Origin of the sequence: Flavobacterium notoginsengisoli (genome assembly GCF_042686225.1) — a bacterium.
Lineage (GTDB): Bacteria > Bacteroidota > Bacteroidia > Flavobacteriales > Flavobacteriaceae > Flavobacterium > Flavobacterium notoginsengisoli.
The window spans coordinates 301,729-319,785 of the sequence record NZ_JBHUOT010000007.1 but is presented as its reverse complement, the minus strand read 5'-3'; the positions used below and the strand labels follow the sequence as shown (position 1 = coordinate 319,785).

Annotated in this window: 11 protein-coding genes; 4 read left to right on the top strand and 7 right to left on the bottom strand. The window is 35.5% G+C overall.

Annotated features, from left to right (window positions below):
* Positions 1 to 68: 68 nt before the first annotated feature.
* The 3 genes from ACFS3A_RS17165 (at position 69) to ACFS3A_RS17155 (ending at position 5,252) form a co-directional block, all read left to right on the top strand.
* Entirely contained in the window at positions 69 to 1,061 is a 993-nt protein-coding gene (locus ACFS3A_RS17165) for an FAD:protein FMN transferase (protein WP_379826793.1), read from the top strand.
* Between the two features lie 425 nt (positions 1,062 to 1,486).
* Entirely contained in the window at positions 1,487 to 3,883 is a 2,397-nt protein-coding gene (locus ACFS3A_RS17160) for a TonB-dependent receptor (RefSeq protein ID WP_379826792.1), read from the top strand.
* Between the two features lie 37 nt (positions 3,884 to 3,920).
* On the top strand, positions 3,921 to 5,252 hold the full coding sequence (locus ACFS3A_RS17155; RefSeq protein WP_379826791.1) for a hypothetical protein: 1,332 nt from the start codon (positions 3,921 to 3,923) through the stop codon (positions 5,250 to 5,252).
* Positions 5,253 to 5,360: 108 nt separating this feature from the next.
* Here the strand turns inward: ACFS3A_RS17155 and ACFS3A_RS17150 are convergent, their stop codons facing one another.
* Positions 5,361 to 6,236, bottom strand: a complete 876-nt coding sequence (locus ACFS3A_RS17150; RefSeq protein ID WP_379826790.1) for an NmrA family NAD(P)-binding protein — start codon at positions 6,234 to 6,236, stop codon at positions 5,361 to 5,363.
* Between the two features lie 81 nt (positions 6,237 to 6,317).
* Between ACFS3A_RS17150 and ACFS3A_RS17145 the strand changes: the two genes are divergently transcribed.
* Positions 6,318 to 6,683: a winged helix-turn-helix transcriptional regulator gene (locus tag ACFS3A_RS17145; RefSeq protein WP_379826789.1), complete on the top strand. Its 366-nt coding sequence runs from the start codon at positions 6,318 to 6,320 to the stop codon at positions 6,681 to 6,683.
* Positions 6,684 to 6,749: 66 nt separating this feature from the next.
* Here the strand turns inward: ACFS3A_RS17145 and ACFS3A_RS17140 are convergent, their stop codons facing one another.
* From ACFS3A_RS17140 to ACFS3A_RS17115, 6 genes are all read right to left on the bottom strand, one after another.
* Entirely contained in the window at positions 6,750 to 7,718 is a 969-nt protein-coding gene (locus tag ACFS3A_RS17140) for a M20/M25/M40 family metallo-hydrolase (protein WP_379826787.1), read from the bottom strand.
* A 10-nt stretch (positions 7,719 to 7,728) separates the two neighbouring features.
* The gene (locus ACFS3A_RS17135; protein ID WP_379826786.1) at positions 7,729 to 8,778 is read right to left on the bottom strand and encodes a sialidase family protein; all 1,050 of its coding nucleotides are present in this window, start codon (positions 8,776 to 8,778) and stop codon (positions 7,729 to 7,731) included.
* 147 nt (positions 8,779 to 8,925) lie between these two features.
* Positions 8,926 to 10,257 (bottom strand): sugar MFS transporter, encoded by a 1,332-nt coding sequence (locus ACFS3A_RS17130; RefSeq protein WP_379826785.1) that lies wholly within the window; start codon positions 10,255 to 10,257, stop codon positions 8,926 to 8,928.
* A 171-nt stretch (positions 10,258 to 10,428) separates the two neighbouring features.
* Positions 10,429 to 12,027, bottom strand: coding sequence for a SusD/RagB family nutrient-binding outer membrane lipoprotein (locus tag ACFS3A_RS17125; RefSeq protein ID WP_379826783.1), 1,599 nt, complete (start codon positions 12,025 to 12,027; stop codon positions 10,429 to 10,431).
* Between the two features lie 17 nt (positions 12,028 to 12,044).
* Positions 12,045 to 15,131, bottom strand: a complete 3,087-nt coding sequence (locus ACFS3A_RS17120) for a SusC/RagA family TonB-linked outer membrane protein (protein WP_379826782.1) — start codon at positions 15,129 to 15,131, stop codon at positions 12,045 to 12,047.
* Between the two features lie 263 nt (positions 15,132 to 15,394).
* Positions 15,395 to 18,055, bottom strand: coding sequence for a glycoside hydrolase family 3 protein (locus ACFS3A_RS17115; protein ID WP_379826781.1), 2,661 nt, complete (start codon positions 18,053 to 18,055; stop codon positions 15,395 to 15,397).
* Positions 18,056 to 18,057: the final 2 nt, after the last annotated feature.

The following is an 18,057-nucleotide window of genomic DNA, read 5'->3' as shown; positions in this document are numbered from 1 at the left end:
GAATTTGGAATTTGAGATTTAAATATTTTGTTCCGTTAGAGCATTTTAAATTCTTTAAAAAAGATTTTATGTATAAATTATTTTCATATAAATTTTTAATACTGTTTTTTACTTCTTGTTGTTTGCCAATGCAGTCACAAGTTTTACGAAAAAGAACAACACTTTTGATGGGCGGCAGATTTGATATTAGCATTGTGGCTAAAGATTCTTTGTCTGCCGAACAAAATATTGATGAAGTAATTGCTGAAATTACCCGAATAGAAAACCTGATTTCTGACTGGAAACCGGATTCGCAGGTTTCTGAAGTCAATTACAATGCGGGAATAAAACCCATAAAAGTAGATCGTGAAGTTTTTGAACTGGCACAAAGAGCCATAAAATTATCCGAAATTACGAATGGCGGATTTGATGTAAGCTTTGCCGCTATGGACAGAATCTGGAAATTTGACGGCTCGATGACCGAAATGCCTTCTGCGGAAGCCATAAAAAAATCGGTAGAGAAAGTCGGTTATAAAAACATCATTTTAGACAGTACAGAATCGACTATTTTCTTAAAATTAAAGGGAATGAAAATCGGTTTTGGTGCTTTAGGCGAAGGTTATGCTACCGATAAATGCCGTGCGATGATGATTCAAAAAGGAATTCAGGCCGGAATTATAAATGGTTCAGGAGATATGAGTACCTGGGGAAAACAACCCAATGGAAACGATTGGAAAATCGGAATCACAAATCCGTTTAAACCTGAAAAAATTCTAGCAGCAATTCCCTTAAAAGATGGTGCTATTACTACTTCGGGTAGTTATGAAAAATTTGTTGTTTTTGATGGCAAGCGTTATTCCCATATTATAAATCCTTCAACGGGTTATCCTGCTACGGGTTTATGCAGTGTGACTGTTGTTGGTCCAAATGCCGAAACTGCCAACGGATTAAGTACTTCCATGATGGTTTTGGGTCAGAAAAACGGCATGGATTTACTTCAAAAATTCCCACAATACAGCTGTGTTATGATTACGGATAAAGGTAAAATTGTTAAGTCTAAAAACTTTGCCTATAAATTGTAGATTATCAGTTGTACACCTGATGTTTCAAAATTTTATTATCCTATGTTTTAATCTCGCAAAGACGCAGAGTCGCTAAATATTTTTGCTTTGATAAGTTTTCAAAAGGCTTTAGTTAAATTTTTTATTTGCTAAAGCCTTTTGAATTTATATTAACTTCTCTAGCTGAAATCTGTTGACTCTTCATCTTTGCGAGATTAAAAGGATATCGTTTCGATCCATGTTTAAATTATTCGACATTAATTTAAAAACAAAATACTGACTTCTATTTAACAATTGTACCGATTCACAACTAATAATCAACAATTTACAATTATAAGCTTAACATTAAAATCTCTAATGTAAATCTAATGATCTTCTAACAGCTTTATTTAGATTAAATTTAAATTATCATATAAGTTTGCATCACTTTTTATGCAAAACTCAATATGAGAACAATTTTACTTCTATTTTTTATTACGCTTACAAGCTGGTCACAAACAGGAAATCTTACAGGAAAAGTGACTTTTGGAACTGATGAATTAGCTTACGGTTCTACAGTTATAATCAAAGGAACTCAAAAATATGCCATTGTAAACGATTTTGGCCGTTACGAATTTAAGGGCTTAAAATACGGTGAATATATTCTGGAAACTTCTTCTATGGAAGGTCAGACAAGAATTACAAAAGTAACCATCAATAAACCGAATACAGACCTTAATATTTCCTTAGACCGAAATGGTCCTAAAGATTTGGAGGAAGTTGTAATTAAAAAATCTTCTATTAGAAAAGAAATAATGGAAAAAGGATTTGCTGTAAATGTGATCGAAACACAGGAAGCGGCAAAAAGAAACCTGCAAACCAATGATTTACTGGATCGTTCCGGAGGTGTAAGAATCAGACAAAACGGAGGTTTGGGTTCTGCTGTAACTTACAATATTAATGGAATGTCCGGAAATGCTATCCGAATTTTTATAGATGGAATTCCGATTCAAACTTATGGCGCATCATTCAGTTTAAACAGTATTCCACCAGCATTAATCGAAAGAATTGAAGTTTATAAAGGAGTTGTTCCCGCTTATTTGGCAGACGATTCATTAGGAGGTGCTATTAATGTGATACTTAAAAAAGGATCGAAAAATATGATTGCCGCTTCGGTTTCTTATGGATCTTTTAATACAATTCAATCGAATTTCAGTACCACTTACCGAGACAAATCCGGTTTTACTGTTAAGGCAAATGGATTCCAGAATTACTCTGATAACGATTATGAAGTTTGGGGAAGATTTGTTTACAATATCGCACCAAACGGGCGCTATGAATATGTAAGGGCAAAACGATTTGATAGCATGTACCGATCTTACGGAGGAAGACTTGAAGTTGGTTATACTGATGTAAAATGGGCAGATAATTTTTCGATTAGTTATAATGGCTCAGAGGATTACAACCAAATTCAGCACGGTCAGTATATGACAAAACCTTATAAAGGACGTTTCAGTGAATCTGCTGCAAATGTGTTTAGCATCAATTACAACAAAAAAGATTTTTTAATTAAGAATCTTGATTTCTCAGTAATTTCTGTTTACAGCCATAGAAATGATGTTGTAAACGATACTGTAAAATGGAATTACAACTGGAACGGTGAAAAGGCAATTGGATTATATGGAGAACCTATTTTATCGGTATTTGGTGCACAGCAAGGAGCTCCTACTATCAATCATCAAAAATTAGATATTTTTAATACAAGAGCTGGTTTGACCTATAACATTTCTAAAAACCACAAGATTCTTGTTAACGGAATGTTTTATACTGTTGACCGAAATGACAAAGATGAAATGCTACCGGAATTGATCCGTAATTTTTTAGCAACACGAGATTTAGATAAATCCGTTACTTCTTTTGCTTATGAAATGCAGGCTTTTCAATCACGTCTAAAAGCGAACTTTTTTGTTAAAAATTATTATTTAAAAACAGAACAGGTTACACCAACAATAGTAGTCAATCAAGATGGTCAAAGATCTGTAGTGATAGTAAATGATGTCAGGAATACTGATTTTACAGGATATGGCTTTGCCTCTTCTTATGCTGTTCTCCCAAAAGCATTGGTAATGGTTTCTGCAGAAAAAGCAATTAGATTACCAAATGAAAATGAAATATTTGGACTTCCCGGTCAAAACGTTCTGGCTAATCCTAATCTGGGTCCGGAACAAAGTGAAAACTTTAATGCCGGTTTACGATTAGGTCCTTATTTAATTCATAATCATAAATTTTCATTTTACGGAAATGCCTTCTGGCGAAATATCCAGGATAAAATTGTACAGCAAATAAGCATTCGTGTTAATGAAGCTGTTCAGGCAACACCTTTTGTCAATTTAGGAAAAACACAATCGATTGGTTTTGAAACATCTGTTCAATACTCTTTTAAAGAAAGATTATTTGCAGGAATAAACATTTCTAAATTTAATTCAGTGTATAAAGACAGATACGATGTTAATGGAAATACCATCGTACATTATAATAAGCAACTGCCAAACGAGCCTTATTTTACTATTAACGGAAATCTTCAGTATAACTTTAAAAATGTAATTCAGAATAAATCAGAATTAAATCTTTATTACTACTGTGGTTATGTCGATCCATTTTATACTTCCTGGCTTGAAATTGACAGAACTACAGCTCAGTTTCCACAGGATTTAGGTTTAAGTTATGCCTTTCCAAACAAACAATTTGTAGTAAGCTTTGATGCTAAAAATATTTTTGACGAACAGGTTTATGACAATTTCGCTGCTCAAAAACCCGGCAGAGCTTTCTACATCAAACTCAACTATGCGATCAGTAAATTTTAATCACATTATAAATAACTAATTTTTTAAATCCATAAATATGAAAAAGAACACATTTAAATTATTAACCTCTGGTTTATTACTAGGTGCGTTAGCGTTAACTACTTCTTGTAGCAGCGATGACAATAACACAAATACAGAGCCGGTAAACCCGATTACTGACGGAAGATGGATTACTGTAGCAGGAGCTTTAATGCAGACAGATCCTGGTGATGGAAATGGTGGAACCAGAGTTTATGCAATTAGTAAAGAAAATGCAATTGATCCTAACTTTTCTGTAGACGTTTACACAAATGGTACTGCTGTTCAATCTACCAGAACGGCTCGCTTGCAATCTTCTGTAGATGGAAATACACTTTTCAATATCACTTACACTGGTGCAAACGGTGGTGAGTTTATGACTTATAAAGTTAACGGAGGAAACAATTTTGCAGAATCTACAGCAAAAGTTAATATTTCTCAATACGCAGGAACATCTCCAAGATGGGTAAAACTTTTTGATGGAGACAAAACTGGTGTTGCAGTAAACGTTACTGCTCCTGTTGTAAATACAAATGCAGATAAAACATATAAAAACACAAGAGGAATTGCTACTGTATTATCTTTAGATTTACAGCAAACTTTAATTTCTGCTTTCAAACAATATGAAATTCCGCTGACTGCTGAAGAAGAAGCTCTTGGTCATCATATTTTCCGTTTAGATGCTCCAACATTAAACAAAGCAGGAAACAAATTAATCATTGGAACATGGATGCGTAAAACGGATCCGGCAACAGGACAAAACGCAGCAAGTTTTACACGTTTAGGTTCTAAATCTGTTGTGGTTGATTATCCTGCCTTGACAAACCCTAAAGTTATTACTTCTACAGTTGGATTTGGTGATACAAGCGGATACAGAAGTTTCAACAGCTTTGTGGCTACTGACGGAAACATTTATCAGGCTACACAAAGAGATACTCAAAAAGGTTCTTATATCTTAAAAATCAATCAAAGTAACGAATATGATAATTCTTATGTATTCAGTTTAGATACTGCTTTAGGAATTAAAGGTTCTTATATCGATGCATGGAGATATGTTGGTAACGGAATTGCTTATGCAGTTTACACTTACGAAGGAACAACTCAGGGTTTCCTTGCCAGATTAGATTTAAATGCAAAAACAGCTACAAAAGTAGAAGATATTGCTTACGATACCAGCTTAGATTTTGGTCAGTACCAAGGTTTTGTTGTAGATGGAAACAACTTCTACATTGCTGTTACTCCGGTTGGAAAAGACGGTAACATCTACGTAATTGATATTCCTTCAGGAAAAGTTACTAAAGGTGCAAAATTAGTAAACAAACCAGGAAACCACTACATTGGGGTTTTCTAAAAAATATACAGTTATGATTACAAACTGTATGTAATTCATCACTTGAGTTTTTTTTTAATTAGACATTCCGCTTCTATTTATAGTAAGCGGAATGTTTTTTTTTTAGAATTAGAATTTTGAAGCAAATTCTTTAGCAAAATCTTCTAATTTTATTTTACCATCAGCTTTTCCATCATTTGTTAGAAAGTCAGCTGCGATGGTTTCATTTCTTAATCCGGTTCCCATTTCGGTGTATAAACCGGCCATTTCTTCCGGAACTCCGGCTTGTGTCATTCCGCCAAAATATTGCTCGTCTGTAAATTCAACCCAAGGAAGTTCCGGTTTTCCAATGGCGTTTCCAAAAGCTTTTACAATGTCTGAAGGTGTTTTAATATCACTAATAATGTAACGTACATTTTTTCCTTCTGTAGTCTTTTGTAATTCTTCGGCTGCAGCCCAGGCAATATCTTCGGGATGTACTAACGGAATACGATTTTCTAACGGAAAATTAGCTCCCATTATCCCCGCTCCTTTTATCATCGGAATATCATTAAAGAAATTGATATAGAAATAACCTGCTCTTAAAAACGTGATTGAAGTCTCTAATTTTTCGTAGATTTTCTCAATGTTATGCAAACCTGCAATTGGTCCGTTTCCAGTTGGTAAATCAGCTCCAATACTGCTTAACATTACTACTCTTTTTATATTGGCTTCTTGTATAGCTTTCGCGAAAGCGTAACCTGCATTGGTAGTATTTTTAATAATGTTTACTCCTCCCATATTTGGCGGTGTCATTGCAAAAAGGGCATCTGCACCGGCAAATGTCTCTGCAAGAAAATCAGCATCGCTAACTGATCCAATTGCCGCTTTTGAACCCAAGGCTTCGATTGCAGATTTTCGATCCGCATTACTGCTCACAACAGTTACGTCGTGACCTGATTGTACTAATTGAGCCGTTAATGGCTTTCCGATATTTCCTAATGAACCTGTAATTATAATTTTCATCTTTAAATGTTTTTTTATTTAACAAGACAAAGGTATCTTTGTACTTACTTTTACACAAGTACTTACCCTAAAGTATGTATCATGACAGCAATTAAAGAATCTTCTACAATACAGGAAAACAAGCAGTATGCCTTAGAAAAATGTCCCGTAACTTTTGTAATGGAGAAAATCGGAGGGTATTGGAAACCTATTATTTTATATCATCTATCGACCGGAGATAAACGTTACAGCGAATTGAAAAGAGCTATTCCGGCCGTAACCGAAAAAATGCTGATTCAGCATTTGAAACAGCTTGAAGCAGATGGTTTGGTCATTCGCGAAGCCAAACCTGTTGTACCACCTTTTGTAACTTATAGTCTTAGTGAAGCAGGAAAAGGTCTTTTGCCTGTAATTGATGCAATGGCTGCATGGGCTTTTAAAGTAAAAGACGGCGTCTATAGCGTTTAATAGACACCGCCTTTTCAAACAACAAAAACTAACTTAACTAATTTTTAAAATGTAACTATCTTTATTTTAATTCTGTTTAATGAAAACTAAATCTTCTTCATAATTGGCTATCTCCGTTAAGGCATTATAAATATATTTTGCCACTAAAGCGCCTCCATCAGAATTAATCAAATCGATATCGTCATCAGGCGTATGATATTGTGGATGCCCGCCAGTATGAAATCCAACAGCAGAAATGGATTCTTTATAGAAAGAAACATGATCTGATCCTCCTACATCACCTGCGTGAATAACGGGATTTAAACCACTGTTTTCCTGCAGCTTTTTCATTAATTCTACTCCATTCGGGAAAGTTCCTGCACCGCCCATATAGAGTTCTTTTTTATCATTTAATCTTCCTACCATATCCATATTCAACATGACTTTTACGGCTTCTTTTGGAACAGGAAGATGATTTATAAAATATTTCGAACCTAATAATCCTTCTTCTTCTCCGCTGAATGAAATAAAAATGATGCTTCGTTTAGGTTTTATTTTTTGCTTCGAAATTTCTTCTAAAATGCATAGCAAAGCTGAAACACCTGAAGCATTATCATCGGCACCATTATGAATGGCAAAAGCTTCTTTCTTTTTGCTTCCGGAACCTTGTCCACCCCAGCCCCAATGATCATAATGCGCTCCGATTACAATAAATTCGTTTTTAAGTTTTGAATCTGAGCCTTCGATATAACCAAGTACATTCTGTGTCGAAACACTATCTGATTTCATCTTATTAATTCCCTCTTTTACAAAAAGTCGAAAGGGTTGGTAATAAGAATTATTAAATTCTTTTAAACTATACTTTTTAAAATACTTTTTAATATAAGCTGCTGCTTTGTTATTTCCTTTTGTACCCGGAAAACGTCCTTCCATTTTATCAGAAGACAAATATTTATCGTGTTGATAAAAAGTTTTAGCATTCTGTGCATTAAGATTTATACAGAAGAATAAAATTCCAATTTTGAGGAAGTAATTTGAAGCTTTAAAAGATTTCATATTGTATTAATTAATTCAAATCAAATGCGGTATGTTTGATGTACTTTCTATCATAAGTGTACAAAACATGGACTTTTTTATCTGTAGTCTGAATGATTGCCGGATAACTAAACTCGCCTTTTTCCTGTTTTTCAAGATCAAATAGTTTCTTCCAGTTCAGACCATCTTTTGAGTATTCTACATCCAAAATATTACGGCCGTTAAACCAGTCTTTTCCTTGCGGTAACGGATTATTAACCAATAAGAAAAGATTCTTATTTACCGTTAACGCATCAATTCCCGAATTGGAATTGATCACGTTTATTGTATTCGTTCTAATCCAGCTTTTTCCGTTATCTCCCGACCAGCTCGAAACTACTTTATTATGTTTGCTTCTGGACAACATTTGAATATCTGTTGCACTATGAACTAAAAATGTCGGCTGAATTACATCAAAGTTCTGATTGTTTTCTACCGCAATTTTCTTCCAGGAATCTGTCGCTTCTGTATATTCTTCGACATGAATTCGCCATTCATCAGTATTAACACTTTCAGTGCTGCTTCCGCATAAAATTACTCCCGGAGAAGTTTCAATTGGCTTATTACGAATTGGTCCGTAAATTCCTTCCGGAAGGTATTTTGGTTCTCCCCAGGTTGTTCCGTTATCTTTTGAAACGATCATAGCACCAAACCATTCTCTTGGATTTTTTCCAACTTTATAAAACAAATACAAATTCTGGCTTTTAGCTTTAAAAAGAACCGGATTCCAGCAAGGCAAAGTATCCGCACCTTTTATTAAAGGCTGAATCAGTTCTTTTGGCGTTGACCATTTTTTATCTTTATAATCCGAAATATAAATTCCGACATCCTTTGCTCCTTCATATTTCCCTCCAAACCAGGCCGCTAAAATTTCGTTTGGCCTATGTTCCACCAAAGTCGATGCATGACTGTTTGTGGTTACAGGCGGATCTGCAATATAACTGCTTTCTATGTTTACGGCTTTTGTCTGTGCTTTCAATCCGCTAGAAATAAGAAAGATTGCCAATAAAGCTGTTAGAGTATATTTTGTTTTTGATATCATTTTTATTCTTTTTTTGTTTTTGAGAAGAAAGAGGAAAGAGGAAAGAGGAAAGAAAAAAGATCTTAGACTTAAATTTAGAAGCTTTTTTCCATCTTACCTAAATCTTGTTTCTTTCATCTTGCTTCTTTTATCTTTAAAAATCTTAATCTAACTCTTTTTCAAACCTACTTTATGTCCGGCAATAGCATAATAAAGGATAATAATATAACAAGGCAATAGAATCCAATAACCTTTTGTTGAAGCGGTCGCTGTTGCATTTACTTCGTTAATTCCCTGAGCAATAAGATCTGCTTTTGTACCGTCAACAAATTTTCCATACAATGGCGGAATCACAGCTCCTCCAGAAATAGCCATTACCAATAAGGCCGCACCGGTTTTAGTAAATTTCCCCAAACCATTTAACGTTAAAGGCCATACTGCAGGCCAAACCAGAGCATTTGCTATTCCCAATGCAGCAACGAATAAAACAGAGGTAAAACCGGTAGAAAATACGATACAGAAAGACAATACAATTCCTAAAACAGCGCTTACTCTTAAAGCCAAAGCCTGAGTAATGTATTTAGGAATCAAAAATGCTCCTAATCCATAAGTGGCAACCATTGCCAATAAAGTAAAAGTGGTGAAAAATTTAGCATCTGCGGCAGGAAAACCCAGAGCTATTCCGTATGCAATAATGGTATCTCCCGCAATTACTTCTACTCCTACATACATAAACAACGTTAATACTCCCAACCAAAGATGCGGAAACTGAAAAATGCTTGTTTTAGCTGTTTTTCCTTCTTCTGCTTCTTCAATTGGTGCAGCTTCTACATTTGGTAACGGTGCTTTAAGAATTAATAATCCTAAAACAAATAAAACAATTGCCATTGAAACATAAGGAACAACAACACTGTCTGCCATATTATCCAGTAACGCATTCTTTTCTGAAATACTTACCAAACTTAATTTTTCCTGAATTTCATCGATTCCTGATAATAAAATCGAACCAAAAATAAGTGATCCTAATGCACCGGCAATTTTATTACAAATTCCCATGATCGAAATTCGTTTTGCAGCACTTTCAATAGGGCCTAAAATCGTAATATACGGATTAGATGCCGTCTGCAATAAAGTCATTCCGGCACCCTGAATAAAAATTCCGGTAAGAAACATCCAGTAGGTTCTGGCTTCTGCAGCGGGAATAAAAATTAAAGCACCAAATCCCATAATAAACAATCCAAGGGACATTCCTTTTTTATAACCAATTTTAGCTAAAATATAGGAAGCAGGAAGCGCCATTACAACAAACGAAATATAAGATGCTGAAGCTACCAATAATGATTGTGCTGAAGTTAGTTCATTTATGGTTTTCATAAACGGAATCAATGCGCCATTGATCCAGGTTACAAATCCGAAAATAAAAAACAGACTTGCTATAATTAATATTGGTATTAAGGTTGGTTTGGTTTGTGAGGAGTTAGTGGTATTTGCGTTAACCATTTTTATTTTATGTTTTTTTGGTTTGATGATTTATTAAATTGGAGAAAATCATCATGGAGTTAATAGAATTTTGCCTGTCAAATTACTGACTTAGCTATAAAACAAAAGGAGAGTTACCTCTCCTTTTGCGTTTTAAGTAAGGACTGTGTCGATCTTTACTCACCAAATTAATTATTTTGTGTCCCACCAAAGTCTTGTTCCACCTGAATCAGCACCGCCTAATTTTACGATACCATCTTCAACTGCCGCTTTGTTAGACGAATATTCATTTGTCGTATAAATAATTCTCTTCATTAGAGATTTACCAACTCCTGCATCCGGGTTATCTGTATTTAAAACCGGATAGATTACTTTAGCATCACTTCTACGTAAATCTGCCCAAGCCTCCCAAGATTCAGGGAAAACTGCTAAGTATTTCTGAACTGCAATCTGTGTACGCTGATTAGCAACAGAAGAAGACCAAGCTACAGGCAATTTAACTGGAATATCCTGTAAATCTAAAGTTGGATATAATGTTAAGATGTTTGGCAATGTTGGTAATGTTGAACCATTAATATATGCGTTAACCACATTTGCATCTGTTATATTCCATTGTGCAAGAGACAATCTAATACCTGTCTCATACAAAGTTTTAGCGTCACCGCCCATGTTCCATCCATTTAAAGCTCCTTCTGCTCTGGTTAAATAGTTTTCAGAAGCCATAAAGATTTCAATGTTTTTAGTTTCGCTAAGTGTATTAGCAGCACCATTTCCTAAAACATCATTATTAAAAGCAGAGAATTTAGTAGTTCCAAACTGATCTTCTAAACCTCCAACAGGATTACCTCTATACACTTTTGTTGTAGCAGTAGCATCAAGTGGAGCAAACCATTTTTCCAAACGTGGATCCTGATATCCAACTAAGATACTTTCCATAGAAGCAGTCATTACATACCCCCAGCTGTTCACAATCATGTTTAAATTGTTTGGAGTAATATTACTTGCTTTAAAGTAAGCGCTCTGATCGTTAGTCTGCATAACTCCTGCAGCTACAGCAGCTTCTGCCTGAGTTTTAGCTTTCCCTGGATCTTTATCAGAAATTCTCATCGCTAAACGCAATCTCATACTGTTTCCAAAAATTCTCCATTTGTCAACGCTTCCTGCATAAACCCTGTCATTTGGAGCAAGAGAAGCAACAGTAGCCGTTGAAGAAGAAGTTAATGTTGCATTAGCTTCATCTAACAATTTGAAGAAATCTTCGTAAATGAATTCTACACTATCGTATGGAACACTTTCTTTACCATTACCAGCCTGAGTGTAAGGAATTGGTCCGTAAGCATCAACCATTTGGTTGTACATGAAAACTTTCCAGATCTTAAGTATAGCTGTCGCTTCTGCATTAGTTTCAGATGCTTTCAAGGCATTTGCTAAAGCCGGCGCAGCAACTGTATAAAATCTTGTCCATCCTCTACCTTCGTATCCGTTAACGAAAGCGTTTCTTTCTGTCCCGTAACCACAGTTTAAATAGTGGATGAAAGTTGAAGACAAAATACCTGTTGCAATACCCCAAGTACCCTGATCATCTACACCTGGAGAAGAGTAAGAACCATTGTGAATACCAGCATACAATGCAGATGCAAATGCAGGTCCCGCCAATGTAGCATCTAACTGATCTTCAGTCAATGAATTAGGATCTTTGTTTATTTCATCAAAGTCACCGGTACAGCTTGACAAAATCGAAACTGCCATCAATGCAACTCCTAATGTTTTTATTTTAAATCTATATTTCATGATTATGTCTTTTTTAATTAAAATCCAAATTTAACATTTACTCCGTAATCTCTCGTTGAAGGAATGTTGAAAGATTCAATACCTTGTAAGTTTCCTGTACCTGCTCCTGCTTCCGGATCAAAATGTTCTGCTTTGTTTAAGAAGAAGAATAAGTTTCTACCTACTAAAGAGAAATCAATGCTTGAGAATCCAGAGTTACCTAACACTTTTTTCGGTAAAGAGTAACCAAAAACAAGCTCTCTTAATCTGATGTTTGTAGCATCATAGATAAATGGCTCTGCAATTGGAGTTCTTTGTCCGATAGCTGTCCAGTATTGCTCAGCAGTAATACTTGTAGTATTTGGAGTATATGTTCCATTTCCTGCAGCAACAACACCATCAACAACAATTCCACCTTGTCTTCCTGCTAAAGTAATATCACTTACTCCTAAACCAGCTTGTCTTGCCTGAGTGTATGAAATAACTTCACCACCGATTCTGAAATCAACTAAGAAGCTTAAAGAGAAATCTTTGTATTTGAAACTGTTTTTGAAACCTGCCGTCCAGTCCGGGTTAAAGTTTCCGGCACGAACATCAAAACCGTTTGTTGCTAATGGAATACCAGCACTACTTACGATAATATTTCCTTGTGGATCTCTTTGGAAACCTTTAATGTATAAGTCACCGTATTCACCACCCTGAACAACTTTACTTCTCACTAAACGTCCTTCACCTAAAACTAATTCATCTCTTCCATCATAAATAGATTTAACTTTTGATTTATAAGAAGCGTAGTTTGCTGTAATATCCCAGGTAAAGTTTTCTGTTTGAATTGGAGTAGCAGTTAATGTAAGCTCGATACCTTTATTTTCAATATCACCACCGTTTACAACAGCTCTTGAATATCCTGAAGATTCCGGAGTGTTGATATAGAAAATCTGATTGTCTGTTAATGTATTGAAGTATGTGAAATCTAAACCTAAACGGTTGTTGAAGAATCTCACATCAACACCAAACTCTGTAGAAGAAGAAATCTCTGGTTTTAAGTTTGGATTCGCTTTTGTGCTTTGTCCGTACAACATACCACCGTTTCCTCCAATGTAAGAGTATCTTTGTTGTGTTTGGTAAGGATCTGTATCGTTACCTACTTGTGCGTAAGAACCTCTAACTTTTGCAAAACTGATTACTTCCGGTAATGTAAACATATCAGAAAGAACAGCAGAAAGACCAAAAGATGGGTAGAAATAATCTGTTGGTAAAGTTGAAGACCAGTCATTTCTAGCTGTTACGTCTAAGAATAAATAGTTTCTGAAACCAAGTTGACCAAATCCGTAAACAGAGTTGATTCTTTTTTCTGAAGCTGTAGATGTAGATGTGATCGTTTGAACATTACTTAGGGCAAAGAAATTTCTTTTACTTAATACACCACCTGAACCTAAAGCTGAACTACTTTGTTGCAATGCATTCGCACCAGCATTAAGTCCAACAGAAAAATCACCGAATTTTTCATTGTAAGAAAGCAAAGCATCAACGTTTAATTCGCTAACTGTTTCATAAGATTCACTGTAAGATCCCATGTTACTGTTAAAAGCATTTGTAGCATATCTGTTTCTTACGTTTCTGTTTGTCATTTGGTCTAAACCAGCTCTACCTTGTAAGCTTAATGTTTTTGTGATCTCATATTTAAGAGATGCTAAACCAATAAATCTGTTTCTTTTGTCTGTACGAGCATCATCTCTTAAAGCAGACCAGAATGGGTTTCCTCCAGGAGATCCTGTTTCGTCAAGGAAATAGTTTACTTGTCTTTGTCCTGCAGCATCAAAATATTCAAAATTTTTGTAATCGTTGTAAGCAATACTACGAGGTAATAAGTAAGCAGATGTACCGATAGACTCCTCACCAGTTCTCAATAAGTTATCAATATCCTGAACGATGTAGTTTGTTTTTACATCTAATGATAATTTATCAGTGATTTTACTAGTCAATCTCAAGTTAAGATTGTGTCTGTCCATTGCATTTCCTCCTACAATACCTTCAGCACGTGTGTTAGTATAAGAGAAATATCCTTGTGCTTTTTCGTTACCAGCTGTTACTGTTAAAGTATTAGCTAAGTTATAACCCGTTTTGTAAAAATCAATTACGTTGTTTGGTTGTGGAGAATAGCTTTGAGTAGCTGGTCCCGCGTAATTTGGGTTACGAACTAACTGCCAGTTAGAAACCTGACTTCCGTCCATTCTACCTCCCCAGCTTGAAGAAGAGTTTGCCACGTAAGCTCCGTTTGTTCCCTGACCGTATTCGTTTTGTAAATTCATCAGGTTATAAGCTGAAGAAGCCATAAAGTTAGATGATACAGATACAGATGTTTTTCCTGCTTTACCGGATTTAGTTGTAATTACGATTACACCATTTGATGCACGAGATCCGTACAATGCTGCAGCTGAAGGTCCTTTAAGAACAGTCATCGAAGCAATATCTTCCGGGTTAATGTTAGAAATACCATCTGGCTGTGTAGTTCCTCCTGTATCAATATCAGGATTTGATGTTGTTGTACCGTTACTAATTGGCACACCATCTACAACATATAAAGGTTGGTTATTTCCGTTAAGAGATCTGTTACCTCTTAAAGTAATTCTGGAAGAAGAACCAACACCATTTGAAGTAGTAGAGAAGTTAAGACCTGCAACTTTACCAGAAAGTGAGTTGGCAACGTTTAATGATCTTGCTTCTGATAACTCATCTACAGAAACGTTTTGTGCAGAATAAGTAATGGCTTTTTTCTCTCTTTTAATACCAAGAGCAGTTACCACAACTTCTCCTAACTGTTGCGTGTCTGCACCTAAAGACACATTAATAGTAGTTTGTGATCCAACAGCAACTTCTTTTGTAGCAGACCCTACATAAGTAAATACCAAAACTGCTGATTGATTTGGAACACTAATGCTATATTTTCCATCAAAGTCTGATGAAGCACTTGTTTTAGTTCCTTTAACAATAATATTTGCTCCAGGAATCGGAATTCCGCTAACAGCATCTGTTATCGTTCCTTTTACTGTTGTCTGTGCTTCCAGGCTTTGGAACCCGAAGATGCATATGACGAACAGTAATTTTAGTACGTTTTTAATCATATTAGTTGTTTTTTTAGAGTTAATAACATGTTAAATTTAAGAATACGTTTTGTTAACAATACATAATTTCGACAAATGACAATTTTACAAAGGTGTTGGTGAAAGTTTACCCGAAAATTGAAAGAAAACGTTTTCATTTGTAATCCAACTCTTCCTTATTTTAAAGGCCAAAACTCTATTTATCTAATAGATTTTGGCCTTTTTTAATTATATTCATTTTTTTAGCAGAGAAACACTTAAAAATTATCTGCGTTTTGCCGATTTTAGTTCAAAACCCTGAATTTAGTTTTAAGTAAATCGGTCGAATTTCCGCCTACCATAACTTCGAAATCTCCAGGCTCTACAACACGCTTCATTTCTCTGTTCCAAAGAGATAGCTCATCTGGTGTAAGTGTAAATTCAACATTTTTTATTTCGCCTTTTTTGATATTTAATCTTTTGAAGCCTTTTAATGTTTTTTCTGGTGTAGTTGTACTGCTGTAAACATCGTTAATGTACAATTGAACCACTTCGTCTCCGTCTCTGTCTCCAACGTTTTTAACATCTACAGAAACTTTTACTTCTCCGTTTGGTTTAATTTCAGTAGTATTCAGCTTTAGATTAGAATATTCAAACTTCGTATAACTCAACCCATAACCGAATGAATATAAAGGATGTTCGCTTTCTGCAACATATTTATGGATCGCAGATGGTTTTTGGTTATAATATATAGGTAACTGTCCTACTGATTTTGGAACCGTAATTGGTAATCTTCCGCCTGGATTATAATCTCCAAATAAAACGTCAGCCACTGCTCTTCCACCTAATTCACCTGGGAACCATCCTTCTAAAACTGCCGGAATATTTTCAGCAATCCAGTTTGTAGAAAGTGGACGACCGTTTAATAACACACAAACTACCGGAGTTCCTGTTTTTTGAATCTCTTCAATCAATTGCTGCTGAATTCCGAATAAGTCTAAAGAAGCAACGTCTCTGTTTTCTTCTACCAATTCGTTAGATTCTCCTAAAACAACAATCGCAACATCAGCTTTTTTAGCGGCATCTATTGCCGGCTGTAAGTTTACTTTTTCTAAATTCCAACGGAAATGAGCTCTGGCTCCCCAGCCTCCTTCCCACATTTCAATGCGGACTTTATATTTTTTACCTTTTTCAATATTTTTTGGCACGGTAACCATACTTGTAGCTCCTTTTGTCCAGTTATCGATAACTAATTGATCATCAATATACATTCTAATTCCGTCATCAGAACTTAAACCTAACCAGCCATCCAATGCTTGATCAGATTTTAAGAATCCTGTCCATCTAATAGAAAAATCATCCACATTAACTCCATCTCCAGGAGCCCAAGGCCAGTCAAACTCTAACTGACTGTCGATACGAGTCAATGCAGGAGTTCCCTCTAATTCTCTATTATTGAAATATTCACCTTTTAGTCCGTTTTGAGATTCGTCCGGAGTAAATAAATATTTAGATGGAATGATCTGTCCTTTTACAATTAATGGAACACCTTCTTCATAAACCACATTCGCCGTTTTTCCAACTAATTCCTTAACTCCTTCATAAACCGTCATACCCACGCTGTTTTTCGGAGCATAACCTCCCAATCTTGAAGCATTTGCATTTGGTCCAATAACCGCAATATTTTTCAAGTTTTTGCTTAATGGCAAAGTGTTGTTTTCATTTTTCAATAAAACCATAGATTTTTGAGCCGCCTCTAAAGCAACAGCTTGGTTTTCTTTAGTATGAAAACGTTCTTTAATCAGATTTTTATCTGTGTATGGATTTTCAAACAATCCCAATAAGAATTTCAAACGTAAAACTCCTCCCGCTGCACGGTCGATATTTTCTGTTGTCAATTTCTTTTCATTTACTAATTCAATAATGGTATTCTGCCAAAATTCATTAGAAAAATCATAGAACTGCATATCTACACCAGCAGAAACCGCTTCTCGAATAGCGTCTTTTGGAGAATCAGCTACTTTATGAGTCGTTTGAATGTATTTAATAGCTCCCAAATCTGAAACTACAATTCCTTTAAATCCCCATTCTTTTCTCAAAACATCCGTCAATAACCAGTGATTTGCAGCACAAGGAATTCCGTCTAACTCAGAATAAGCACACATCGTTCCTAAAGCACCGCCTTTTCTAAAAGCTTTTTCGAAAGATGGCAAATGGTCTTCTCTTGCAGAACGTTCTCCAACCAAAATCGGAGAAGAATTTCCTCCCGCTTGTGGAATACCGTGAACCGCAAAGTGTTTTGGTTCTGCAATAATAGAACGATCTGATTTTAAATCGTCTCCCTGCAATCCTTTAATGAAAGCCAAACCAATTTCACTATTCAGGAAAGCATCTTCACCAAAAGTTTCAGCAACACGTCCCCATCTTGGCTCGCGTCCTAAATCTAAGTTTGGTCCAAAACCAAAATGAACACCATGTGCTCTGGCTTCCATACCAATTACTTTTCCCACTTTGTCCATCGTAGCAACATCCCAGGTTGCTCCAAGACCAATGTTCATTGGGAAAGCGGTACTTCCTTCGTCTAAATATCCGTGAAGCATTTCACACATAATCAGCGCTGGAATTCCCCAACGGTTTCCTTTGATTACATTCGTTTGTAAATCATTGATCATTTTCGCTGAACGTGGATAAAGATCATGAATTGCTCCAATTCCTAACTTCCCGATTTTTTCTGCCGATTTAGATTTCGCAAAATCTTCTTTGTCTTTAAAAAAATCTCCTCTGTACATATCCATCTGACGCACTTTTTCTTCAAGCGTCATACGGCTTAGCAAGTCTTGAACTCTCTCTTCTACTGGTAATTTCGCATCCTGATACGGATACTTTTTCTGGGCGTGGGTTTGGTTTAAAAAACCAACAGCCATTACAAAAATAATGGCCGTTTTCCTCATTCTTAATTGTAACATTG

Coding starts and splice junctions, on each gene's coding strand:
- ACFS3A_RS17165 (WP_379826793.1), top strand. CDS start 69: ATGTATAAATTATTTTCATATAAATTTTTAATACTGTTTTTTACTTCT.
- ACFS3A_RS17135 (WP_379826786.1), bottom strand. CDS start 8,778: ATGATATCAAAAACAAAATATACTCTAACAGCTTTATTGGCAATCTTT.
- ACFS3A_RS17115 (WP_379826781.1), bottom strand. CDS start 18,055: ATGTTACAATTAAGAATGAGGAAAACGGCCATTATTTTTGTAATGGCT.
- ACFS3A_RS17160 (WP_379826792.1), top strand. CDS start 1,487: ATGAGAACAATTTTACTTCTATTTTTTATTACGCTTACAAGCTGGTCA.
- ACFS3A_RS17155 (WP_379826791.1), top strand. CDS start 3,921: ATGAAAAAGAACACATTTAAATTATTAACCTCTGGTTTATTACTAGGT.
- ACFS3A_RS17130 (WP_379826785.1), bottom strand. CDS start 10,257: ATGGTTAACGCAAATACCACTAACTCCTCACAAACCAAACCAACCTTA.
- ACFS3A_RS17120 (WP_379826782.1), bottom strand. CDS start 15,131: ATGATTAAAAACGTACTAAAATTACTGTTCGTCATATGCATCTTCGGG.
- ACFS3A_RS17125 (WP_379826783.1), bottom strand. CDS start 12,027: ATGAAATATAGATTTAAAATAAAAACATTAGGAGTTGCATTGATGGCA.
- ACFS3A_RS17140 (WP_379826787.1), bottom strand. CDS start 7,718: ATGAAATCTTTTAAAGCTTCAAATTACTTCCTCAAAATTGGAATTTTA.
- ACFS3A_RS17145 (WP_379826789.1), top strand. CDS start 6,318: ATGACAGCAATTAAAGAATCTTCTACAATACAGGAAAACAAGCAGTAT.
- ACFS3A_RS17150 (WP_379826790.1), bottom strand. CDS start 6,236: ATGAAAATTATAATTACAGGTTCATTAGGAAATATCGGAAAGCCATTA.